This window comes from Rubellimicrobium roseum (genome assembly GCF_006152145.1).
In the GTDB taxonomy this organism is placed as follows: domain Bacteria; phylum Pseudomonadota; class Alphaproteobacteria; order Rhodobacterales; family Rhodobacteraceae; genus Rubellimicrobium; species Rubellimicrobium roseum.
On record NZ_VDFV01000017.1, the window covers coordinates 52,792 to 75,010 of the forward strand.

Annotated in this window: 20 protein-coding genes and 1 pseudogene; 11 read left to right on the plus strand and 10 right to left on the minus strand. The window is 71.5% G+C overall.

The features are described from left to right. Positions 1-32: 32 nt before the first annotated feature. Entirely contained in the window at positions 33-689 is a 657-nt protein-coding gene (locus FHG71_RS12895; RefSeq protein WP_139082099.1) for a fumarylacetoacetate hydrolase family protein, read from the plus strand. Between the two features lie 56 nt (positions 690-745). Next, on the plus strand, positions 746-973 hold the full coding sequence (locus FHG71_RS12900; RefSeq protein WP_139082100.1) for a hypothetical protein: 228 nt from the start codon (positions 746-748) through the stop codon (positions 971-973). Between the two features lie 4 nt (positions 974-977). On the opposite strand, the gene FHG71_RS12905 is transcribed toward FHG71_RS12900, so the two are convergent. After that, complete coding sequence (locus FHG71_RS12905) at positions 978-1,163, minus strand: hypothetical protein (RefSeq protein ID WP_139082101.1); 186 nt, start codon at positions 1,161-1,163, stop codon at positions 978-980. 215 nt (positions 1,164-1,378) lie between these two features. Here FHG71_RS12905 and FHG71_RS12910 point away from each other — a divergent pair, with 215 nt between their 5' ends. After that, complete coding sequence (locus tag FHG71_RS12910) at positions 1,379-1,741, plus strand: hypothetical protein (RefSeq protein WP_139082102.1); 363 nt, start codon at positions 1,379-1,381, stop codon at positions 1,739-1,741. A 233-nt stretch (positions 1,742-1,974) separates the two neighbouring features. Here the strand turns inward: FHG71_RS12910 and ppk2 are convergent. Continuing rightward, positions 1,975-2,841: pseudogene (ppk2, locus tag FHG71_RS12915) on the minus strand (polyphosphate kinase 2); the annotation flags it as partial. A gap of 273 nt (positions 2,842-3,114) precedes the next feature. On the opposite strand from ppk2, the gene FHG71_RS12920 reads away from it, so the two are divergent. Continuing rightward, positions 3,115-4,053 carry a lysophospholipid acyltransferase family protein gene (locus FHG71_RS12920; protein WP_139082103.1) on the plus strand — a complete coding sequence of 313 codons (939 nt, stop codon included), beginning with the start codon at positions 3,115-3,117 and terminating at the stop codon, positions 4,051-4,053. Here the strand turns inward: FHG71_RS12920 and FHG71_RS12925 are convergent. The 3 genes from FHG71_RS12925 to FHG71_RS12935 form a co-directional block, all read right to left on the minus strand. Next, positions 4,044-5,057 (minus strand): cytochrome d ubiquinol oxidase subunit II, encoded by a 1,014-nt coding sequence (locus tag FHG71_RS12925; RefSeq protein WP_139082104.1) that lies wholly within the window; start codon positions 5,055-5,057, stop codon positions 4,044-4,046. The two genes, FHG71_RS12920 and FHG71_RS12925, sit on opposite strands and share 10 nt — an antisense overlap. A 10-nt stretch (positions 5,058-5,067) precedes the next feature. Further along, on the minus strand, positions 5,068-6,426 hold the full coding sequence (locus FHG71_RS12930) for a cytochrome ubiquinol oxidase subunit I (protein WP_139082105.1): 1,359 nt from the start codon (positions 6,424-6,426) through the stop codon (positions 5,068-5,070). A 183-nt stretch (positions 6,427-6,609) separates the two neighbouring features. Next, positions 6,610-7,599 carry an SDR family oxidoreductase gene (locus tag FHG71_RS12935; RefSeq protein ID WP_139082106.1) on the minus strand — a complete coding sequence of 330 codons (990 nt, stop codon included), beginning with the start codon at positions 7,597-7,599 and terminating at the stop codon, positions 6,610-6,612. A 142-nt stretch (positions 7,600-7,741) separates the two neighbouring features. On the opposite strand from FHG71_RS12935, the gene FHG71_RS12940 reads away from it, so the two are divergent. The 4 genes from FHG71_RS12940 (at position 7,742) to FHG71_RS12955 (ending at position 13,980) form a co-directional block, all read left to right on the plus strand. Beyond that, positions 7,742-8,236: a DUF427 domain-containing protein gene (locus FHG71_RS12940; RefSeq protein ID WP_139082107.1), complete on the plus strand. Its 495-nt coding sequence runs from the start codon at positions 7,742-7,744 to the stop codon at positions 8,234-8,236. Next, a complete protein-coding gene (locus tag FHG71_RS12945; protein WP_218014089.1) occupies positions 8,233-8,904 on the plus strand; it encodes a class I SAM-dependent methyltransferase in 672 nt (223 codons plus the stop codon). Before FHG71_RS12940 ends, FHG71_RS12945 begins: the two co-directional genes overlap by 4 nt. A gap of 35 nt (positions 8,905-8,939) precedes the next feature. Then, positions 8,940-12,839, plus strand: a complete 3,900-nt coding sequence (locus tag FHG71_RS12950) for a PAS domain S-box protein (protein ID WP_139082109.1) — start codon at positions 8,940-8,942, stop codon at positions 12,837-12,839. Positions 12,840-12,936: 97 nt separating this feature from the next. Next, on the plus strand, positions 12,937-13,980 hold the full coding sequence (locus FHG71_RS12955; RefSeq protein ID WP_139082110.1) for an LLM class flavin-dependent oxidoreductase: 1,044 nt from the start codon (positions 12,937-12,939) through the stop codon (positions 13,978-13,980). 45 nt (positions 13,981-14,025) lie between these two features. Here FHG71_RS12955 and FHG71_RS23990 read toward each other — a convergent pair whose 3' ends face one another. Further along, on the minus strand, positions 14,026-14,331 hold the full coding sequence (locus FHG71_RS23990) for a DUF2934 domain-containing protein (RefSeq protein WP_218014090.1): 306 nt from the start codon (positions 14,329-14,331) through the stop codon (positions 14,026-14,028). Positions 14,332-14,512: 181 nt separating this feature from the next. Here FHG71_RS23990 and FHG71_RS12965 point away from each other — a divergent pair, with 181 nt between their 5' ends. Continuing rightward, positions 14,513-15,457 carry a GNAT family N-acetyltransferase gene (locus tag FHG71_RS12965; RefSeq protein WP_139082111.1) on the plus strand — a complete coding sequence of 315 codons (945 nt, stop codon included), beginning with the start codon at positions 14,513-14,515 and terminating at the stop codon, positions 15,455-15,457. Between the two features lie 6 nt (positions 15,458-15,463). Here FHG71_RS12965 and FHG71_RS24575 read toward each other — a convergent pair whose 3' ends face one another. Continuing rightward, on the minus strand, positions 15,464-16,387 hold the full coding sequence (locus FHG71_RS24575) for a class I SAM-dependent methyltransferase (RefSeq protein WP_139082112.1): 924 nt from the start codon (positions 16,385-16,387) through the stop codon (positions 15,464-15,466). 164 nt (positions 16,388-16,551) lie between these two features. Between FHG71_RS24575 and FHG71_RS12975 the strand changes: the two genes are divergently transcribed. Beyond that, positions 16,552-17,199 carry a phosphoribosyltransferase gene (locus FHG71_RS12975; protein WP_139082113.1) on the plus strand — a complete coding sequence of 216 codons (648 nt, stop codon included), beginning with the start codon at positions 16,552-16,554 and terminating at the stop codon, positions 17,197-17,199. An 11-nt stretch (positions 17,200-17,210) separates the two neighbouring features. Here the strand turns inward: FHG71_RS12975 and FHG71_RS12980 are convergent, their stop codons facing one another. Both FHG71_RS12980 and FHG71_RS12985 read right to left on the minus strand, forming a co-directional pair. After that, positions 17,211-19,499, minus strand: coding sequence for an FdhF/YdeP family oxidoreductase (locus FHG71_RS12980; RefSeq protein WP_139082114.1), 2,289 nt, complete (start codon positions 19,497-19,499; stop codon positions 17,211-17,213). Between the two features lie 417 nt (positions 19,500-19,916). Then, positions 19,917-20,252, minus strand: coding sequence for a proline racemase family protein (locus FHG71_RS12985; RefSeq protein ID WP_139082115.1), 336 nt, complete (start codon positions 20,250-20,252; stop codon positions 19,917-19,919). Positions 20,253-20,573: 321 nt separating this feature from the next. On the opposite strand from FHG71_RS12985, the gene FHG71_RS24750 reads away from it, so the two are divergent. Beyond that, positions 20,574-21,341 carry a LysR family transcriptional regulator gene (locus tag FHG71_RS24750; RefSeq protein WP_218014091.1) on the plus strand — a complete coding sequence of 256 codons (768 nt, stop codon included), beginning with the start codon at positions 20,574-20,576 and terminating at the stop codon, positions 21,339-21,341. Here the strand turns inward: FHG71_RS24750 and FHG71_RS12995 are convergent. Further along, positions 21,274-22,219: multicopper oxidase domain-containing protein (locus FHG71_RS12995; protein WP_218014092.1), on the minus strand; the 946-nt coding region annotated here is incomplete at its 5' end. The two genes, FHG71_RS24750 and FHG71_RS12995, sit on opposite strands and share 68 nt — an antisense overlap.

The following is a 22,219-nucleotide window of genomic DNA, read 5'->3' on the forward strand; positions in this document are numbered from 1 at the left end:
GGGGACGGACCCGGCCTAGGCTCCGCCCCATCATGACGCCGCTTTTCCCCCCCCGCCCCCTGCCGCTCCTGCCCATCCTCGGCCAGCCCGAGGGCTACCCCGTAGCCCGCATCTTCTGCGTGGGGCGCAACTACGCCGCCCACGCCGCCGAGATGGGCAACGAGGTGGACCGCGAGGCCCCCTTCTGGTTCACCAAGTCTCCCTTCGGGCTGATCCCCTCGGGCGCGGCCCTGCCCTACCCGCCCGGCACCCGCGACCTCCACCACGAGGTCGAACTGGTCGTGGCCCTGGGCGAGGGCGGCCAGCCCTGGGGCGTCGCCTGCGGGCTCGACATGACGCGCCGCGACCTCCAAGCCCGCGCCAAGGAGGGCCGCAAGCCCTGGGACACGTCCAAGGACTGGGAAGGCTCGGCCGTGGTGGGACCGCTGCGGCCGGGCGCGGCGCTGGGCGACGCGGCCATCCGGCTCTGGGTGAACGGCGCGCTGCGGCAGGACGCACGGCTGTCCGACATGGTATGGGACCTGTCTTCGCTGCTGCGCCATCTGGGCGGGCTCTACAGGCTAGGGCCCGGCGACCTGCTGATGACGGGGACGCCCGCCGGCGTGGGCGCCGTGGAGCCCGGCGACAGGCTGCGGGGCGAGGTGGACGGCCTGCCTCCGGTCGAGCTGACCATCGGGCCTCCGGACTGAGCGGTCGCGGCGTCTGTCACGCACCTGTCACGGTCGGACGCTAGACAGCGACGATCATGAGCCAGGACCGTGAACTCGCCGCTCTATTGCCTGCGGGCCTCGACCTCGTGCTCGAGGCCCTCGACCGCGTGACCGCCATGGCCGACGATTCGGATCGCGACACGCTGGCCTTCAACATCCTCGTGAATGCGCTGGCGACGGTCCTGGAGCGCCTCCGGGCGGAGGACCCGGAGGAGCATCGCGTTCATTTGGCCATGGCGCAGGCGCTCCTGCGCGACGGCTGAGGCCTCAGGCGCGCGGCAGGATGTCCTCGAGCCGGACGGAGGTCGTCCAGCCGATCCGCCCGTCCTCGTCGGTCTCGTCCTGCACGTCGATCCGCACGGTTCGGCCCGGCAGGACCGGCCGGGGCTGTGCCTCGGCGATGCGGGTCACGAGGCTGCGTTCGGCGGGCGTGAGCTTGCGCCGCTGGGTCATGATGGTCTCCGGTCGTCATGGGGGAGTGGGGCAAGGACCGCTTCGGAACGAAAGGATGATGTCGTCGCACGGGGTCCTGCCTGTTCGGACGGCGAGTGCCCTCCGGGTGAGCGCAGGCCTAGGCGAAGCGAGCCGTGGGCTCAAGCCCCCGGGCGCGACGGATCGCCACGCCCCGCCCCTTTTCCTCCGAGGCGCTCCAACCTATCTGACCGTTCATGCCGCACCGCAGCATCCCGCAACGCCAGCTCGACGACGCTGCCTTCCCGATCCGGGTGAAGCTCTGGGTCCCGGACATGGGACTCGGGCCGGTCCTCCTCGACGTGCTGCGCTGGCTGCGGTGCGAGGTGGGCGAGGCCAACTTCGCGCATCACGAAGGGGAGACCCTGGAGCGGGAGGCGCTGGCGATCCACTTCCGCCGGATCGAGGATGCGACGGCCTTCCTGTCGGCCTTTCCGCAATTGCGGCTCCTCGACGAGACGACCTCGCGCGCCTATGGCACCCAGGTCCGGACCCCCGGCGCGCCGATGCCACGCAGGTCGGGCCGCGACGGGCGCCGGACCCCTCGCCGGCAAGGCTGAGGGCGGCCTCAGTCCGCGCCGGGCAGGAGCGAGCGCAGCCGCGCGCCCCAGCCGCCCTCGCGCCGCCGGAGCGCGCGCCGACCTTCGGCATCGTCCGCTTCGGGGCTGGCCAGGACGGGGTTCCGCTCGGCCACCAGCCGCACAGGTTTGGGCGAGGGAGCGATCACGGCCGGAGCCGGCTGGACGGCTGGCTCGGGCGCCGCGGCCACCTCGGCGGCCGGGGGCTGACGGCCAAAGCGCTGGGGCACGTAGAGCTCCGGCGGCAGCACGGCACGCTCGTAGTCCGTGTTGTAGACCCGGTCGGGAAGCTCGACCGGCTCGTGCGGGATCTCCTCGTAGGGGATCAGCGACAGGAAATGGTCGATGCAGTTGAGCCGCGCCGCGCGCTTGTCGTTGCCTTCGACGATGTACCAGGGCGCCTCGGGGATGTTGGTGCGCGCGAACATCTCCTCCTTGGCGCGGGTGTAGTCCTCCCAGCGCACACGCGACTGGAGGTCCATGGGCGAGAGCTTCCACTGCTTGAGGGGATCGTGGATGCGCACCAGGAAACGGAGCTGCTGCTCCTCGTCGGTGATCGAGAACCAGTACTTGATGACCCGGATGCCCGAGCGCACCAGCATCCGCTCGAACTCGGGCACGTCGTGGAAGAACTGCCCGACCTCGTCCTCCGAGGCGAAGCCCATGACGCGCTCCACCCCGGCCCGGTTGTACCACGAGCGGTCGAAGAGCACGATCTCGCCCCCCGCGGGCAGGTGCGGCACGTAGCGCTGGAAATACCACTGGCTCTTCTCGCGGTCCGAAGGCGCGGGCAGCGCCACGGTGCGCACCACGCGCGGGTTGAGCCGCTGGGTGATGCGCTTGATGACGCCCCCCTTCCCGGCCGAATCGCGCCCCTCGAACAGGATGACGACCTTTTCCTTGCGCGCCACCACCCAGTCCTGAAGCTTGATCAGCTCGGCCTGCAGCCGCAGCAGCTCGGGGAAGTAGATGTCGGCCGGCAGCGCATCGGGATGCGCGCGGCGGTACATCTCCTCCATCCGGCGCGACAGGATGACGTCGTCGAGCTCGACCTCGCCGTCGTCGTCGATCACGCCGATGATGTCGAGCGGCCGGTCCTGATCCGGCTCCGTCGTCCTGCCCTGCACGGCCATGGCGGCCCTCCCGATCCGTTGGGGGTAGCTGAGCACAGGATTGTATCCGGGCCGTGTCAGGGGGTCACTTCAACAATCATGTTCGATTGACCCCAATCCGGCAACAGCACCGACCTGAGCGGTCCGGCGGACGATGGGGGTCTGACCGGGGGGCCACGCCGCCACAGGAATGCCGCAAAGGCTTCACAGGCCGGTTGCAAACTCCGTCGTAGTGGTCGGCGAATGCCACCCGGGACCCACGCCGTGACCCTGACCGCCCAAGCCGCCCGCGAGATCAGCTACGCCAGCAGCGCCGCCACCCCGTCGGGGCGCGCGGTGATCCGCCTTCTGGAGAACGCGACAGGACGGATCGGGCTCATCCGCCGGGCGCGCGGATACGAGTCCGAGATGTCCGGCGGCGCGAGCTTCTACGAGGTGATGTATCGCCGCTACGGCCTGCGGCTGGAGGTGACGGGCGCTCTGGAGACGATCCCGGCCGAGGGACCGGTCGTCGTCGTGTCCAACCACCCTTACGGCGTCCTCGACGGGCTGACGATGGCGCATATCCTGTGCGGCCGGCGCGGAGGCGACTTCCGCATCCTCGCCAACAGCGTGTTCCGGCATGTCCCGCACCTGGGACCCAACATCCTGCCCGTCGATTTCGAGGAGTCGCGCGAGGCCGCGTCGCGCAACCTCGCCTCGCGCGCCGAGGCGCTGCGCTACCTTGCGGGGGGCGGCGCCATCGGCGTCTTTCCGGGCGGCACCGTGTCCACGGCGGCCACCCCCTTCGGGCCGCCGCTCGACCCGGCCTGGCGCAGCTTCACCGCCAGGATGATCGCGCGCTCGGGCGCGACCGTGGTTCCCCTCTTCTTCGAGGGGCGGACCTCGCGGCTGTTCCAGGTGGCGAGCCACCTGCACATGACCTTGCGGCTCGGGCTCCTGATCCACGAGTTCGGACGGCGCACCGACGGCCCCGTGCGGGTCGTGGTAGGCGAGCCGATCCCCCGTGGCCGGCTCGACGCCTTCGGGCCGGACTCGCGGGGGATGATGGCTTTCCTTCGGCGCGAGACCTACGCGCTCTCGCCCCGTCCCGTCCCCCTGGATGCGCTCGGCCACGAGTTCGAGGAGCGGCACCGGCGGCCGGAGCGGGAGATCCCCGCCCCGGCGCCCGCTCATTCGTAGGCCAGGTCCCCGGCCTTGCCCCGGAAGACCCAGTAGGTGAAGGCCGTGACGGCCGCGATCACCGGCAGGGCGAAGAGAGCGCCCACGAAGATGATCAGCAGGCTCTCCGGCGCGGCGGCGGCTTCCCAGACCGTGAGCTGGCCGGGCACGACGTAGGGGAAGAACGAGAAGGCGAGCCCGTGGAAGGCGAGCGCGAAGACCGCGACGGCCCCCGCGAAGGGCAGCCAGTTCCAGCGGTCCCCCTCGCGCGGGTAGCGCGCCAGCGCCACCCAGAGCCCCCAGAGCAGGAGCCCCGTCACCACCGGCACCGGGGCCAGCAGGATGAGGTTCGGGAACGAGAACCACTTGTCGAAGATCCGCTCGCTCACCAGCGGCGTGACGACCGACACCGCCACGAGACCCAGCGCCGCCAGGGTCAGCGTCTCGCGCGCCCAGGCGGCAGCGCGGCTCTGAAGGTCGCCCGAGGTCCGCATGACGAGCCAGGCCGCCCCGATGAAGGCATAGGCCGAGGCCAGCCCCAGCGCCGTCAGGCCCGAGAAGGCCAGAGCCGCCACGCTCCGGTCGAAGCCCAGGATGTACTGCCCCAGCATCCAGCCCTGCGACAGCGCCGCCAGCGTGGAGCCCGCGAGGAACGCCCGGTCCCAGTGGGCCTTGCGCGCCGGAGCCATCTTGGTGCGGAACTTGAAGGCGACGCCCCGCAGGATCAGCCCCACCAGCATCAGCGCCACCGGCAGGTAGAGGTGGCTCAGGATCACCCCGTGCGCCATGGGGAAGGCCACGAGAAGAAGCCCAACGGCCAGCACGAGCCAGGTCTCGTTGGCATCCCAGAACGGGCCGATGGAGGCGATCATCGTGTCGCGCTCGGCCTCGCTCCGGGTGCCGCCCAGGAGCATCCCCACACCCAGGTCGTAGCCGTCGAGGATGACGTAAAGGAGGATGGCCGTCCCCATGAGCGCCGCGAAGGCGACCGGGAGCCAGGTGGCGGAGGTGGCGATCAGGTCCATGGAAACCTCCTCAGGCCTGCAGGGGGATGGCCGGACCGGGCACCGCGCCGGGTCCGTCGGGGGTGGTCTCGGCCTTGCGGCCCTTGGCTGCCAGGCCGAAGATCGTGGCGACATAGGCCGCGAGCAGGCCCAGGTAGACCGCGACATACAGGGCAAAGGTCGTGCCGATCATGCTCGCGGGCACGTCCGAGGCCGCCTGCTCGGTGGTCAGCACCCCGTAGACCAGCCAGGGCTGCCGTCCGATCTCGGTCACGTACCAGCCGGCTATCGTGGCGACCCAGCCCGAGAACGTCATGCCCACCAGCGCCCGCGCGGTCCAGGCGCCGACCTCGCGCCGCCGCCAGAGCTGCCAGGCCGCGAACCACGACACCGCGAGCATCAGGAAGCCCACACCCACCATCACGCGGAACGACCAGAAGACGGGGGCCACGGGCGGATGCTCGCCCTCGAACTGGTCAAGGCCCGGCACGACGCCCTCGGCATGGTGCTTGAGGATCAGGCTCGCGCCCGAGGGGATGCCGATCTCGAAGCGGTTCTCGCGCGCTTCCTCGTCCGGCAGGGCGAAAAGCACGAGCGGCACGTGCGAGCGCGTCTCCCAGTTGGCCTCGATAGCCGCGACCTTGGCGGGCTGGTGCTCCAGCGTGTTGAGCCCGTGCATGTCGCCCACGAAGATCTGGACGGGGATCAGGAGCGCGCCCAGCGTGACGCCCATCCGCAGCCCCTTGGCCACCGACGGCGCCCGGTCCCCGCGCAGCCAGCGCCAGGCCGACACCCCCGCGAGGAGGAAGGCCACCGTCAGGCCCGAGGCCAGGAGCATGTGACTCAGGCGATATGGCAGGGACGGGTTGAAGATGATGGCGCCCCAGTCGGTGGCGTGGGCCACGCCGTCGCGCATCTCGAAGCCTGCGGGCGTGTGCATCCACGACGACAGGACCATGATCCAGAAGGCCGAGAGCGTGGTGCCGAAGGCCACGAGGAAGGTCGCGAGCGTGTGGGTCCAGTTCGGCACCCGGCGGAAGCCGAAGAGCATGATCCCGATGAACAGCGCTTCCAGGAAGAAGGCCGTCAGCACCTCATAGGCGAGGAGCGGCCCCGCGATGTTGCCCACGGCGTTCATGAAGCCCGGCCAGTTGGTGCCGAACTGGAAGCTCATGACGATGCCCGACACGACGCCCAGGCTGAAGGTCAGGGCGAAGATCTTCACCCAGAAACGGTAAAGGTCCATCCAGGCCCCGTCCCCCGTCTGGTTGAAGCGCAGCTTCACGAACAGCAGGACCCATCCCAACGCGATGGAAATGGTGGGAAACAGGATGTGGAAGGTGATGTTCGCCGCGAACTGCATGCGGGCCAGCAGCACGGGATCGTCCATGGGGCGTCGCTCCTCTCGGGTGAGCGCCGCCCGACATCCAGCGGCGCTGGATGAAGGTCCGACATCGCAAGTGGTTGGCTTGCCAGAGGGGCCCGGACCCCATCGAGGCACGAGATGGGATCTCGCCGCACCGCGGCCAAGAGCGGTCCGTAGGGGTGCGACGCCGTGTCCGGGAACCCTCGGTCAGCCGGTTCGGCGGGCCCGCGCGAAGGCCAGCGCGCCGAGGCTCAGCGCCGCCCCGGCCGCGATCAGGGCGAAGCCGTTGAGGCGCTCCGCCGGGGGCACCCCCTTCCGCTCCAGCACGCCGCCCGAGGCCCGGACGCCATCGGCGGTCGGGTGCATCACGGCCCCCTCGCGGCGGGAACCGGGACCGGCGCGTTCCAGGGCGCGCCGCATCATCAGGCCCACGGCGTGCTCGGTCGGCACGGGGGCGACCCCATAGGCGAAGCGTGCCCAGCCGGCCGGGAAGCCCACGGCGACCTCGGCGCGCGGGTGCCGGACCACGCCGACGATGGCGCGCGCGACCCGCTCCGGCGAGTAGAGATAGGGGCCGGGATTGATCCGCTTGCCGGAAAGATTGGCGCCATGCTGGAGGCCGGGCGTGTCGATCATCGACGGAAACACGCCGCAGACGTGGATCTCGGGGTGAACCTTTAGCTCCTGCCGCAGGCTGGCGGTGAAGCCGCGCAGGCCGAACTTGGCGGCGGTGTAGGCCGAGGCGAAGGGCATGGGGGTCCAGGCGCCCATGGAGATGTTGTTGACGAGCGTCCCCCGCCCCTGCCGCAGGAAGACGGGAACGACGGCCTCGGCCCCGTGGATCGCGCCCATGAGGTCGGTCTCGATGATCTGCCGGTGCATCTCCAGCGGCACTTCGTGGAAGGCGCCCACGGCGCCCACGCCCGCGTTGTTCACCCAGACGTCGATGCCGCCCCAGGCCTGCACCGCCGCACGGGCCAGCGCCCGGACGCTGTCGGGGTCGGCCACGTCCGTCGGCACGGCGATGGCCTGCCCGCCACGGTCACGGCATTCGCGGGCGACGTCCTCCAGCACCTCGCCCCGCCGCGCCGCCAGCGTGAGCCGGGCGCCCCGCTCGGCGAAGGCGCGGGCCGTGGCGCGGCCGATGCCGCTCGAGGCGCCGGTGACGACGACGGAGGCTCCGGTCAGGTCGGTCATGGCACATCTCCTTTTCGATGTCGGGGCGGGACCTAGTCCCACCGCCCGTTCCGCCAAGGCCGCGTCCCCCCTGCAACGGCGCGGTCCGCTTCCTATGTGATCGGGACGCAGGAAACGTCACGTCCAACAAAGGGAGCCGTCCATGATCCCGACCCCCGATCCCGTCCGTCCCGGGCAGGAGAGCGTCTGGTCCTATCCCCGTCCCGCCCGGGCCGAGCCCGTGGCCTCGCACGTCGTCATTCACCACCGGGGGCTGCACGTCGCCGACACGCGCGCCGCGATCCGGGTCATCGAGACGAGCCACCCGCCGAGCTATTACATTCCCCGCGCCGACATCCGCGCGGGCGTCCTGCGCCCCGCACCCGGCCGGTCCTTCTGCGAATGGAAGGGCGAGGCGGTCTATTGGGACGTGGTCGTGGGCGACGAGATCCTCTCGCGCGTGGGCTGGAGCTATCCGCGCCCCACCGGGCCCTTCGCCGCCCTGCGCGACCATGTGGCCTTCTACGCCACGCCTTTCGACCGCTGCGCGGTGGACGGCGAGACGGTCACCCCCCAGCCGGGCGGCTTCTACGGGGGCTGGATCACCTCGCAGGTCGCGGGCCCCTTCAAGGGCGCGCCGGGGAGCACGTGGTGGTGACGGACCCGCTTCCGCCCGCGGCCTTCGCCAAGGAGGACGCCGGCGACGACACGCTTTTCTACCGCCCCGCCCGCCTCGTCACCCATATCGACGAGCCGGCCGTCGCCGCGCTCTCGGCCCACTACGCACGCCGCCTGCGCCCCGGCGACCGCGTCCTCGACCTGATGTCGAGCTGGGTGAGCCACCTGCCCCCGGACCTTCCCCTCTCCGAGGTCGTCGGCCACGGCATGAATGCGACCGAGCTGGCCGCCAACCCGCGCCTGACCCGCTGGTGGGTGCAGGACCTCAACCGCGACGCCGCCCTGCCCCTGCCGGACGCGAGCTTAGACGCCGTGCTCTGCTGCGTGGGCGTCCAGTACCTCCAGCGCCCCTTCGCCGTCTTCGCCGAGGTGCGCCGCGTCCTCGCACCAGGGGGCCGCGTCATCGTCAGCTTCTCGAACCGCTGCTTCCCGACCAAGGCCGTCGCCGCCTGGCGTTCGCTCGACATGGCGGGCCGGGCCGCGCTGGTGCGCCTCTACCTCGAACGGGCGGGCTTCGACGCCCCCGAGGTCCGGGTCCTCTCGGACGGCCGCGACGGCGATCCGCTGGTGGCGGTCGAGGCACGCGTCCCGCCCGGCCCCGGCCCGGATTCAGCGGTCGGGCTTCCACGCCGCGGCGCGGACGCCTAAAGCTACGGCATAGACCGGCTCGCTCAGGGTCCTGCATGCGTCCAGACGTCCTCGCCCTGCCGGGCCTCGCCGAACTGGCGGACATCGGCAGCCTCACCCGCGTCCTTCTGGACCGCATGACCGAAGGCGTCAGCCTCGCGCGCGAGGACGGGACCATCCTCTACACCAACCCGGCGCAGGACGCGCTCTTCGGCTATGCCTCCGGCGAGCTCCTGGGCCGGCACGTGTCGGTCCTCAACGCCTATCCGGCCGAGGAGAACGCCCGCATCGTCGCCGAGGTCATGGCCGAGCTGCGCCGCACGGGCGCCTGGCAGGGCGACTGGCGCAACCGGCGCAAGGACGGGTCCGAGTTCCTGACCCGCTCGCGCATCAGCGGCGTCGAGATCGGCGGCGAGCGCCACTGGCTCTCGGTGCAGGAGGACATCACCGAGCGGGAGGCCAGCGCCCGCGCCCTTCGGGAGGAGCGCGCCCGTCTCCAGGTCGCTACCGCGGCAGGCGGGATCGGCATCTGGGACTGGGACATCCGCGCGCGCCGCCTGACGGTCTCGCCCCAGGTCCGGGCCATCTACGGCCTGTCCGACGACGAGGAGGACTCGCCCGAATCCCTGATGGCGCGGATCCACCCCGACGACCTCGACCGGATTCGGAACATGGCCGGGGCGGCGATGATCGGACGGCAAAGATCGCGGCAGGTCTACGAGCATCGCCTGCTCTGGCCGGACGGCACGCTGCGCTGGGTGCAGGGCAGTGGCGAGGTCCTGTTCGAGGAAGGCCCCGAAGGCCGGGCCCCCGTGCGCTATCTTGGCACGGTCCAGGACATCACGGCGCGCCGCGCGCTCGAGGACGCCGAGCGGGACGCGGCGCAGCGCCTGCGGCTCGCCATCGAGGCCGGACGCATGGTCGTCTGGGACCTCGACATCGCCACGGATCGCGTGGCGCCGTCCCCGGCCCTCAGTCGCGTCCTGGGTTTCCCCGAGGACGAGCCGCTCGATCTCGGGGCCGTCCGGGCCCGCTACCACCCGGGCGAGGAGCAGCGCCTTCAGGCCGAGAGCCGGGCGGCGATGCAGCGCGGCGAGACCTCCTTCGAGAGCGCCTTCCTCTACCGCCATCCCGACGGGAGCGACCGGCGGCTCCGCCTGCGCTGCGAGATCGCGCCCGGTCCCGACGGCGCCCCCGCCCGCGCCATCGGGGTCCTGTCCGACGAGACCGAGAGCTGGCGGACCGAGGAAGCGCTGCGCGCCAGCGAGGAGCACCTCCGCCACACCGTGGAGCTGAACCCCCAGGTGCCCTGGACCTGCGACCCGCAGGGCAACATCACCTCCTATTCCCGGCGCTGGCTCGACCTGACCGGGCAGGCGCCGGACGAGCCTCTGGGCGACGGCTGGTCGCGGGTCGTGCATCCCGACGACCTGCCCGCGACGCTGGAGATCTTTACCGCCTCCCTCCGCTCGGGCACGCCCGTCGATGTCGAATACCGGATCCGCATCGCGGCCAGTGGCGCGTTCCACTGGATGCGAGCCCGCGCCTATCCCCTGCGGAACGATGCCGGCGCGATCCTGCGCTGGTACGGCGTCGTCGAGGATGTCCACGACCGCAAGCTCGCCGAACTCCAGCTCCGCGAAAGCGAGGCCCTGCTGGCTGGCGTGATCCGGCACGCCCCCGTGGGCATCATCCTGGCCGAGGCGCCCTCGGGCCGCGCGATCCTGGGCAACGACCAGGTCGACCTCATCTTCCGCAGGCCTTTCCGCGCCTCGGCCAGCGTCAGCGACTACGACGACTACGAGGGCTACGATCCCGCCACCGGCCTCCGCCTCGCCCCCCGCGACTGGCCCCTCGCGCGCGCGATCCTAGCGGGAGAGACGGTTCTGGGCCAGGAGATCGAGATCGCGCGCGGCGACGGCACGCGCGGCGTCATCTCGGTCAGCGCCTCGCCCATCCGCGACGCCGCGGGACGGGTCGTGGCAGGCTCCGTCTCCTTCGAGGACATCACCGAGCGCAAGGCCAACGACGAGGCGCTGCGCCACCTCAACAACACGCTCGAGGCCGAGGTGGCCCAGCGCACCGCCGAGCGCGACCGGATCTGGAGCATCTCGCGCGACCTGATGTGCGTGACCGCGATGGACGGCACCCTTCTCAGCGTCAATCCCGCCTGGGAGCGGCTCCTGGGCTGGAGCCCCGACTGGCTGCGGGGCCGCAAGCCCGGCGAGATCCGCCACCCCGACGACGCGGCCGGCGCCATGGCCGAGCTGCGCACGCTGGCCTTGGGCGAATCCACCCTGGGCTACGAGGCACGCTACCGGCATCGGGACGGCGGCTGGCGCTGGATCTCCTGGACCATCGAGCCCGAGGGCGACCGGCTCTACTGCATCGGCCGCGACATCACGGCCGAAAAGGAGACCCGCGCCGCCTTGGAGGCCGCCGAGGCCGCCCGGCGCGAAGCCGACGCGCTTTACCGCGCCTACTTCGAATCCTCGGCCGAGGCGCTTTTCGTCATCCGGGTCGGGTCCGACGGCGGCTTCGCCGTCGAGCAGGTCAATGCGACCCATGCGGCGCAGGTCGGCTACGACGCGGCGGACATCCATGGTCGGAGGATCGAGGAGCTGATCCCGCCCGAGATCGCCGCCAGGGTGACCGACACCTACCGGCAGGTCGTGGAGACCGGTCACATGCTCCAGTTCCGCGACAGCTACGAGATGCCGGGCGGCGTTCAGCACTGGGACACCTCGCTGGTACCCATCCGCGACCCGGAGGGGCGGGTCGTGCGCATCTTCGGCAGCGGCCGGAACGTCACGGCGCAGGTGCAGGCGGAGGACGCGCTCCGGCAGGCCCAGAAGATGGAGGCCGTGGGCCAGCTCACGGGGGGCATCGCGCACGACTTCAACAATCTTCTGGGCGCGCTCGTGGGATCGCTGGACCTGATCCGCCGCCGGCCGGACGACGCCGACCGGGTCCGCCGCTTCGCCGAGGCCGGCATCCAGGCGGCCGAGCGCGGCGCCAAGCTCACCGGGCAGCTCCTCGCCTTCTCCCGCTCGCAGCGGCTGGAGACGCGGCCCGTCGCCGTCGCGTCGCTGGTGCGGGGGCTGCGGGACCTCCTGGGCCGCACGCTCGGCCCGATGATCCGCCTGTCGCTCGACCTCGCCTGCGAGGACGCCGTGCTGTCGGACCAGACGCAGCTCGAAATGGCGCTGCTGAACCTCGCCATCAACGCGCGCGACGCCATGCCCGACGGGGGCGAGCTGGGCCTTTCGACCGCGCTGCGCGTGCTGGACCACGACCCGGAGCTCGCGCCCGGCGACTATGTGGAACTCGCCGTGGCCGACGGCGGCACGGGGATGCCACCCGAGGTCGCGGCGCGCGCGCTCGACCCCTTCTTCACCACCAAGGGCGTGGGCAAGGGAACGGGACTGGGCCTGAGTCAGGTCTATGGCATCGCCCGGCAGGCCGGAGGCACCGTCCGGCTGGAGACCGCCCCCGGCCAGGGCACCACAGTCCGGGTCCTCCTCCCCCGCACCGACCTCGCGCCCGAGACCGCAGCCTCCACCGGCCGAGACGAGGACGCCCCCGGCCCGGCCCGCGCGCGCGTGCTGCTCATCGACGACGACCCGGACGTCCGACGGATGATCGCGGCCTCGCTCGACGCGCTGGGCTACCGGGTGGAGGAGGCCGAGGACGGACCGCAGGGCCTCGTCCGGCTCGAACAGGCCGCCCCCGACCTGCTTCTCGTAGATTTCGCCATGCCCGGCCTCAACGGCGCCGAGGTGGCCGCCGCGGCCTGGGTCCATCGACCCGGCCTGCCGGTCGTCTTCGTCAGCGGCTATTCCGACACCGCGCGGATCGAGGCCGTCGCCGGTCCCCGGGCCCTGGTCCTGCGCAAGCCCTTCCGGGTTGACGAGCTCCAGGCCATCCTTGTTCAGGCCTTGGGCGGGGCGTCCTGAGGCGCTGCCCGCACAGGCCCTGTGCGGGCCCGCCCCTTCCGGCCGGGGCCTCGGACCCCTAGCTCCTGTCCAGCCTCCTTTGCCAAGAGAGATTGCCATGACCGCCCTTTCCCTCGGCCTCGACACCTTCGGCGACGTCACGATCGGGCCCGACAGCCAGCCCAAGCCCATGGACCAGGTGCTGCGCGATGTGGTCGAGGAGGCCGTCCTCGCCGACGAGCTTGGCATCGACTTCATCGGCTTGGGGGAGCATCACCGCGACGACTTCGCGATCTCCTCCCCCGAGATCGTGCTGGCGGCTATTGCAGGCCGCACCAAGCGCATCCGGCTCGGCACCGCGGTCACCGTCCTGTCCACCGACGACCCGGTGCGGGTCTTCCAGCGGTTCTCGACGCTGGACGCCGTCTCGAACGGCCGGGCCGAGGCGATCCTCGGGCGCGGCTCCTTCACCGAAAGCTACGGGCTCTTCGGGCAGGACCTCCAGGACTACAACCTCCTGTTCGAGGAGCGGCTCGACCTCTTCGCCCGTCTCCTGCGCGAAGAGAAGGTGACGTGGTCCGGCGAGACCCGCGCGCCCCTGCAGGACGCGACCGTCTATCCGCGCCTCGGACACCGAGGCCTGACCACCTGGGTCGGCGTCGGCGGCAGCCCCGAATCCGTCGTCCGCGTCGTGCGCCACGACCTTCAGCTCATGCTCGCTGTCATCGGCGGCGATCCCCTGCGCTTCCGGGCCTACGTGGACCTCTACCACCGCGCCTGCGCCCAACTCGGCCGCACGCCCAAGCCCATCGGCGTCCATTCCCCCGGCTTCGTGGCCGAGACCGATGAGGCCGCGCGCGAGGCGCTCTGGCCCCACTATCAAGCGATGTTCGGCCGCATCGGGCGCGAGCGCGGCTGGGCGCCCGTAACCAAGGACCGCTTCCTGGCCGAGGTCGAGCAGGGTGCGCTCTACGTCGGCTCGCCCGAGACGGTCGCCCGCAAGATCGCGCGCACCGTGCAGGGGCTGGGCCTCCAGCGCTTCGACCTGAAATATGCGAACGGCCCCATGCCGCACGATCAGCTCCTGTCGGGCCTGCGCCTGTACGGCGAAAAGGTCATCCCCCGCGTGCGCGAGATGCTGGCGCTCGACGCCGCCGCCTGAGGCACCCGGTGCCCGGCCCGCGCCGGGCTCCCTGATCGTCCCGTCTCAGCCCTGGGGCGGAACGCCCGTGCGGTCCTCCTCGTCGGGCTCGGAGCCGGTCACGCCGAGACCGCCGAGCCCAAGTCCAGCCGGCCCGCCCCCCGCGACCAGCCCGCCCTCGGGCAGAAGCCCGCCGTCCAGCGCCCCCGGCCTGTCCTGGCCATCGGAGGCGCCTTGCGGGTCGAACATCTCCTCGCCCACCTCTTGGCTGGCCTGCCGCCAGTGATGCTCGTGCCGTCCTTCCGGGCGACCCTCGGCTTCCCAGAGCGCATGGGCGCGCTCGCGGATGCGTTGCTCGCGGTCATCGGTCATGGTGCTTACCTCTCCCATGAGATCTCGCCCCTCCGAACGACGCCATGGTCCGCTTGTTCCCACGGCCAAGGAACCGCCACGGCGCGCGCCCGTTGGCCCGTGATGCTGCTGCGGAGGACCCGCCCTGCCCGCCTTCAGCGCCGAACGGTCGTCGAAGCCCCTCGCCCCGGATGTCGAGGTCGTGCCGCCCTCGGCGCTGGCCGCCTTGGAACCCGAATGGGCGGCGCTCTGGGCGCTCTGTTCCCGCGCCACGCCCTTCGTGCACCCGGCCTGGCTCCTGCCCTGGGCGCGCCATCACGCCCCCGGCCGCTGCGGCGCGGTCGCGCTCCGGGCCGGGGGGCGGCTCGTCGGCTTCCTGCCCGTCTTCTGCTGGGATGGCGCGCTGCTCCTCGCCGGGACCGGCCCCAGCGACCGGGGCGAGGCCCTCGTCGCGCCCGGCTTCGAAACCGAAGCTCCCCGCCTCCTCGCAGCTCTGCCCGACGCCGCGCCCGAGCCCTTCGACCGCATCGACCTCCAGCAGCTTGCCGCCGACTCACCCCTCCTCGCCGCCGCCGCGCCGCCCGGCTGGTCGGATGCGCGAGAGCCCGGCGACGCCTGCCTCCTGGCGCCGCTCACGGGCGAGGACGGACTCGGCGCGGCTTCCGGACGGCAACGGTCCCACTGGCGCCACGCCCGGCGGCAACTGGAGCGCCAAGGCGGCCACCTCGGTCTCGCCGCATCCGAGGAGGTCGGCCCCGCCATCGAGGACCTGCTGCGGCTCAACGCGCTCCGCTTCGGCGCGGACAGCGTGCTGGCCGAGCCGCTGCTCGCGGCGCTCCTGCGCGACGCGGGTCCTTCGCTCGCCCGCGCGGGGCTCCTGCGGCTCCATCAGGTCACGCTTCAGGGACGCCGCATCGCCGTCCTCCTCGTCTTGGCCGGCCCTTGGGCCCATCACGGCTACAACGGCGGCTTCGATCCGGCGCAGTCCAGGCTCAGCCCCTCGGCCTTGCTCGTCGGTGCCGCCATGCAGCAGGCCGCGTGCGAAGGCGTGGCCACCTTCGACTTCCTGCGCGGCGGCGAGGGCTACAAGTCCGTCTGGGGCGCGGCGCCCACGCCCATGCACCGCCGCCTGCTGCGCCCGGCCTGATCCGGCTCAGTCCTTCCGCAGCAGGAAGCTCGGCGCATCCCAAAGCGCGAAGTCGCCCCGGCCCACGCGGCTCAGCCCAAGCCCCGCCCCGGCTCCCAGCGCAGCCAGTTCGGCCCGGTCGCGCTCCGGGTCGCTTCGATAGGAGTGGTTCAGCACCGCGAGCGTCCCGCCGGGCCGGAGCACACGCGCCACCTCCTCGACATGACGCCGCAGCACCGCCTCGCCCGTCTGGACGAGATAGGGAAACACGTCGGCCGCCAGCACGAGATCCACCGAACCGTCCGTCACGCCCCCGAGATCGCACCCGTTGCCGACCGCAAGCGCGACGTTGCAAAGCCCGGCGCAGGTCTCGCGCGCCCGCGCGATCATCCCCGCCGAGATGTCGAGTCCCGTGATCCATCGAACGCGCGGCGCGATCGCGGCCACGAAACGCCCCTGCCCGCAGCCGATCTCCAGCACCTCCCGCCCCAGCCCGAGAAGCCCCTGCGCCGCCAGCCAGTCCACGACCTCGGCCGTCGCCGCGCGCAGAAGGTCCGCATTGCCCAGCGCATAGAGCGCCACGCCCGCCTCGGGCGCGCGCTCCGACAGCCGGTCGAAGATCCGCGCCCAATGGGCGGGCCCGTCCTCGGGGGACGGCCCGTCATGCGCCACGCCCGCCAGCACCGACCGCACCGTGGCGAAGGCCTTCGGGTTGCCCCGCCACAGCCTCAGCGCCTCGCCCAACCGTCCGGCCTCCGGGGCCGGGGCGCCTGCGCGCGCGCCCTCCAGCGCCCCCTCGACCTCCTCCGGGCCCCGCGCCGCCATCGCCAACCGGAGGAGCGCCACGTTGGGCGGCAAAGCTCCGCTCGCACAGGCCTCCACCACCGGACGAAGCTCGTCGGGGCAGCCGGCCTGCCACACAGGCGCCTCGTCGGCGGATGCTCGGGTCATGGGATCGGACATGCCAGCGCGGCGCGGCGGAACATCGCGTCCCCTCCGGGGTTGGGGGAACCGGCAGGCCCCGGCCACGACGGGGCGCCGAAGAAGGGGCCGTCCATGCCGGAACGACCCGCCGGGCCAGGCGACGCGAACCGGACCGGCGCCGGGACCGCGCCATGATCTTCCGCGACCGGACCGAGGCCGGGCAACGGCTCGGCCAGGCCCTCGCGCGCGAGGCGCCCTTCGCGGACCCGGTCGTGGTCGCCCTGCCCCGCGGCGGCGTTCCCGTGGCCCACGAGGTCGCCCGCGCCCTGCACGCCCCTCTCGACGTGCTGATCGTCCGCAAGATCGGCGCGCCCGGCAACCCGGAGGTCGGCCTGGGTGCCGTGGTGGACGGGACCCCGCCGCAGGTCGTCCTGACCCCGGCGGTCATGGAACTGATCCGTCCCCCGCCCGGGCATGTCGAAGCCGAGACCCAGGCCCAGATCGTCGAACTGGAGCGCCGCCGCCGCGCCTACCGGGGCGACCGGGCGCCGCTCGACACCCTGGGGCGGACGGTGATCCTCGTGGACGACGGCATAGCCACGGGCGGCACGGTCCGGGCGGCGCTCCGCGGCCTCGCCCAGGCGCGGCCCGCGCGTCTCATCCTGGCCGTCCCGGTGGCCCCGGCCGAGGTCCTGGCCGACCTCCGCCCCGAGGCCGACGCCGTGGTCGCCCTCGCGACGCCCGAGCCCTTCCGCGCGGTCGGCCTCCACTACCGCGACTTCCGCCAGACCACCGACGAGGAGGTGGTCCGCCTGCTGCGCGACGCCGAAGGCGGCTGAGCCGACCGGCCTCATCCCACGGCGACCCGAAGGCGCACGGGAATGCCCTTGTAGGCCGGGGTGTGGCTCAGCTCGTCGTGCTGGTCCAGCGGCACCAGCGGATTGGCCTCGGGATAGTAGGCCACCACGCAGGCGTCGGGCAGGTCGTAGGGCACCAGCCGCAGCCCGTGCACCGCGCGGGGCGTGCCGTCGTCCAGCGCGCATTCCACCGTGACGGCCTGCCCCTCGGCCCACCCGCGCCGACCCATCTCCTCCGGGTTGATGAGCAGGATGTCCCGCCGCCCCTCCAGCCCCCGCAGCCGGTCCGAATAGCCGTAGACCGTGGTGTTGAACTGGTCGTTCGATCGCAGCGTGACCAGCGTCATCTCCTCCCCCTCGGGCGAGTGGCCCAGCGAGGTCAGCGCCTCGGGCGTCGTGAACTCGGCGCGGCCCGACTCCGTCCTCCACCGCCGCTCGCGCGCGGCATTGCCCTTGTGGAATCCTCCCGGCGTGAAGAGCCGGTCGTTGAAGTCCCTGAACTTGTCCGGCCAGGTCGCCTCGATCAGGTCCCGGATCACCGCGTAATCCGCCACCCAATCGTCCCAGCGCACCTGGGGGTTGGGCGGCAGCGTGGCCTTGGCGATCCCCGCGACGATGGCGGGCTCGGACAGCAGGTGCTCGGACGCGGGCCGCCGCTTGCCCAGCGACCCGTGGATCATGGACAGCGAATCCTCCATGGACACCGCCTGCGGCCCCGTAGCCTCGCGATGCTCCTCCGACCGCACGAGGCATGGCAGCAGCCACGACGACCGCCCCGGCCGCAGGTGCGAGCGGTTCAGCTTGGTGGCGATCTGCACGTTGAGCGCCAGCCGCGGCCAGGCCTCCTCCACCCGGTCGTTGTCGGGGATGGCGCGGGCGAAGTTGCCGCCCAGCGACACGAAGCCCCGCACGGTGCCGTCCAGCACCCCCTGCGCCGCCTCCACCGTGGTCATGCCCTTGTCGCGCGGGGGCTCGAAGCCGAACATCTCCTTGAGCTTGTCGAGCGGCGCGAGCTCCGGCTTCTCGGTGATGCCCACCGTGCGCTGGCCCTGCACGTTGGAATGCCCCCGCACCGGCGAGATGCCCGTCCCGTCGCGCCCGATGTTGCCCCGCAGCAGGAGCAGGTTCACCAGCATGGCGATGCTGAGCCATCCCCGGACGTGCTGGGTCAGCCCCATGCCGTAGATGCCGATCACCCGCTCGGACTTGGCGTAAAGATCCGCCACCGTCTGCATGTCGCGGCGCAACAGGCCCGACTCGCGCTCGAGCTCGCCCCAACCCAGCGCGGTCACGCGCGCCGCCAGATCGTCGAAGCCCGTCGTGTGCTCGGCCAGGAAGCCGCGGTCGAGCACGCCGCCTTCGCGGTCCTCCAGCTCCAGCACGCGCTTGATGATCCCCGCCAGCGCCGCGATGTCGCCGCCGGGACGGACTTGGAGATAAAGGTCCGAGATCGGCGTGGGCTCCCTCACCGTCATCTGGCCGGGCCGCTGCGGGTTGGTGAACTCCACCAGCCCCCGCTCGCGCACCGGGTTGAATGTCACGATCCGGCAGCCCCGCTCCTTGGCCTCCTGCAGCTTGTGCAGGAACCGGGGCGAGTTGGTCCCGGTGTTCTGCCCGAAGAACAGCAGGAGGTCGCACTGGTCGAAATCGGGCAGGATGCAGGTCCCGACCGAGGAGCCCGTCACCTTCTTCAGCCCCACGCTCGTCGTCTCGTGGCACATGTTGGAGCTGTCGGGCAGGTTGTTGTGCCCATAAAGCCGCGCGAAGAGCTGGAACAGGTAGCTGGTCTCCAGGCTCGCCCGGCCCGAGGTGTAGAAAACGGTCGACTTCGGGTCGAGCGCGCGCAGCTCCGCCCCGATGGCGGCGAAGGCCTCGTCCCAGCTCGTCTCCAGGTAGCGGTCCGTGGCGTGATCGTAGCGCAGCGGATGGGTGAGCCGCCCGGCCTTCTCCAGATCGTGGTCGGACAGACCGCGCAGCTCGGTGACGGTGTGGGCCGCAAAGAACTCGGGCGTGGCGCGGTCGGAGGTCAGGTCCCAGATCGTCGCCTTGGCGCCGTTCTCGCAGAACTCGAACAGGTGCGGCTCGGCGGGCTTGGTCCAGGCGCAGGAGGTGCACATGTGCCCCCCTGGCTTGTTCTGGCGCATCAGCGTGCGGATCGCCCCCGGCGTAGGCTTCTGGTCGGCCAGGACCTCCGCCATACCCCGGACGGACCCCCAACCGCCGGACGCGTGGTCGTAGAAGGGGGTATCGGGGCGCTGTCGGGCGTGGTCGTCGCGGTCCATGGTCCTCCTCCGGAGCCGTCCGGGCGGCTCCCCGCAGGGGCCGGACCATCGTCCGGCGCCGGGGACCAGATAGAGGCGCGCGGCCGAGGGGAAAGGCGCCTCGGGACTCCGGCCCCTGCTGCGGCCGGGGCCGCGTCGGGGTGTTGCGCGAATCGGGGGAGGACCGTTCGGTGGTGCTACGCTTCGTTAACCCGGCTCCGGCAGGCTGGACCCAACAACCTCAGGGATGCCTTCGTGACCCGACCCGACCGCCTGCCCCCGACCGTCCCTTCCCGGTGCCCGCCCGCCGCGACCTGGGTCCAGCCGTGCCTTGGCGTCGGTCGCGCTCCCAAGGGCTTGGCCCCGCTCCAAGCCCTCACCATGCCCCCTGGCCAGCCCGGTCGGGAGGACCGCACCTCCACGACCCCCGGTGCTGGGTCACGGCACGTCAAGGACGGCATCGAGATGGGCGGCCAAGGTGGGGACGTCGCGGAACGTCACGGCCTCGACCTTGCCGCCCTGGCACTCGGCGCGGACCCGGAGCAGACCCGCCAGAGCCTCCAGCGTCAGTTCGGTGACAGGCTCTTGCATGGGACGCATGCTCATCGCCAGCAGCACCCTGACGACCCAGATGGTGTTGCCTCCCGACATCCCGGGGTATCCGACCTGCTCCATGATGATGAAGCCCGCATCCGCCTCCGGGTGCGAGGCCGGCACGACGATGTTGCAGCAATCGGCCGGAATGTGCGGAACGCCCCCGGTAATCACGCGCATCGGCGTCCCGGCGTAGGTGACGATCGCCTGAATCGCTCGCTTGAAGGAGATGATGCTCCCTCCTCTGGCCTATCACGAAGGGGCCCGCGTCCTACGGTCGCGCCACAGGACGTCTTGGCGTCCTGTCTTTGCAGCACCTACGCTGCGCCCATTGGACGGTTCAACGGAGGGCACTGGTCGCAGCAAAGCTGGAAGACAACGCGACGACAACTTGGGAAAAGATCACGTTTGACTCGAGCCCAGGTCAACGCAGCAAGTCACCGGCGCTCTTGTGAGGCAGGAGGACCCGCTCTGGTCAGGCGCTCCGACGACCTGCCGCCGGTGACCTCGCTGGCGGTCTTCAAGGCGGCGGCCCGCCATGACAGTTTCACGCCGGCCGCATCGGAGCTGAACGTGACGCCCGGCGCGGCCAGCCGCCAGATCCGCAGCCTGGAGACCGAATTGGGCGTGGCGCTGTTCCCGCGCCACAACTGGGGGGTGCTCCTCACCGCCTCGGGCGAGGAGTTGTTCCAGGTGTTGGCCCAGGGCTATGCCCGAACGTCCGAAGTGGTCCGTGCCATCCGCCGGAGCGACACGGCCCGCAGGGTTACGGTGGCCTCTTCGGACGTGTTCGGCTCCATGTGGCTGCTGCCACGGATGTCGGATTTCTGGCGGCACCGTCCCGAGATCAAGGTGGACCGTCTGATCTCCGGCAACACGCTGGACTTCCGCCGGGCCGACGTGGACCTGCGCGCGCTTCGGGAGCGACGGCTGGCTCGGCGAGACGGCGCAGTTCCTGTTCGATGTCCGCGTCTACCCGGTGTGCAGCCCGGCCTACGCGTCGGCTCACCGGGACACCAGGGTCCAGGATCTCAGGGAGTCGCCGATTCTGGATCTCGATTGGGCGGCGCCGGACTGGCCCCGGTGAGCCCCCGCACCCCCTCACCGGCCGCCGCCGTGGCGGTGGCCAGGGCGAAGGCGAGAGCCCCCGCGCAGGCCTTTGGTAAAAGATACTCGGAATTCATGGCACCTCCGGGGTGCTTTACACGTCGGGAAAGGGCTGGAACTCCGGATCGAAGGGGTTGCCCTCGGGCAGGAGCTCGGGGGTGACGTAGGTCACGCCCTCGGGGGTGGGGTTGGGCGTGGGGATGACGTTGATGTGCGTCTGCGAGGTCTTGGGGTTGTTGGGGTCGGTCAGCACGTCGTAGCGGAGCAGCATCGCCGCGTCCTCGTGGGCGGTGTTGTGGCAGTGCATGACATAGGCGCCGCCGTACTCGCCGAACTGCACCTGGATGCGCACCGTACCGCCCTCGCCCAATCGCCAGACGTCCTTGCGCGAGTTGCGCTCGAGCGCGGACAAGGCCCGCCCGCCACGATCAACGATCCGGCCTTCCTCGAAATGCAGGTGGGCCGGATGATCCCAGCCGCCGCTTCCATTGATCATGACCCAGTGCTCCACGTCGCCGGGCTTGGGAACGACGAAGGACACACGGTTGGCGTTAAGGCTATAGTTACCTTCGCCATTGAGCCGCATTCCATAATCCCAGAAGGGACGTATGCTCGTGTCCGGGCAATCGGGGAAGCATTCGCCCGTGACGGGGTCGCGCGGACTGTCGGGATCGGACTTGAACTCAAACACGCGCACGCGCGTGGGCTCGACGATCGGGATCACCTCGGTCAGGCGGGACGGCACCTGGCTGTAGTCGCGCGACGCGGACCGGTGGACGACCCCGGGCACGTCGACGCTGTAGACCTGCGAGGCGACCCGGAATTGAAGGATCGCGCCGACCCCGGGGTCGTCAGAGTTGCCCCGCAGCGCATCGCGCAAGCTGAGCGTTCCCTTGGGTCCCTTTCCGTCGTCATGTTCCATCAGGTTCACGAGCCGCAGCTTGCTGCCGACCGGCAGGCCGGTGAAGTCCACGATCACGTCGAAGCGCTCGCCCGTGGCCATCGGGTCGAGGCGGGTGACGCGCACGGGGGCGGGCAGC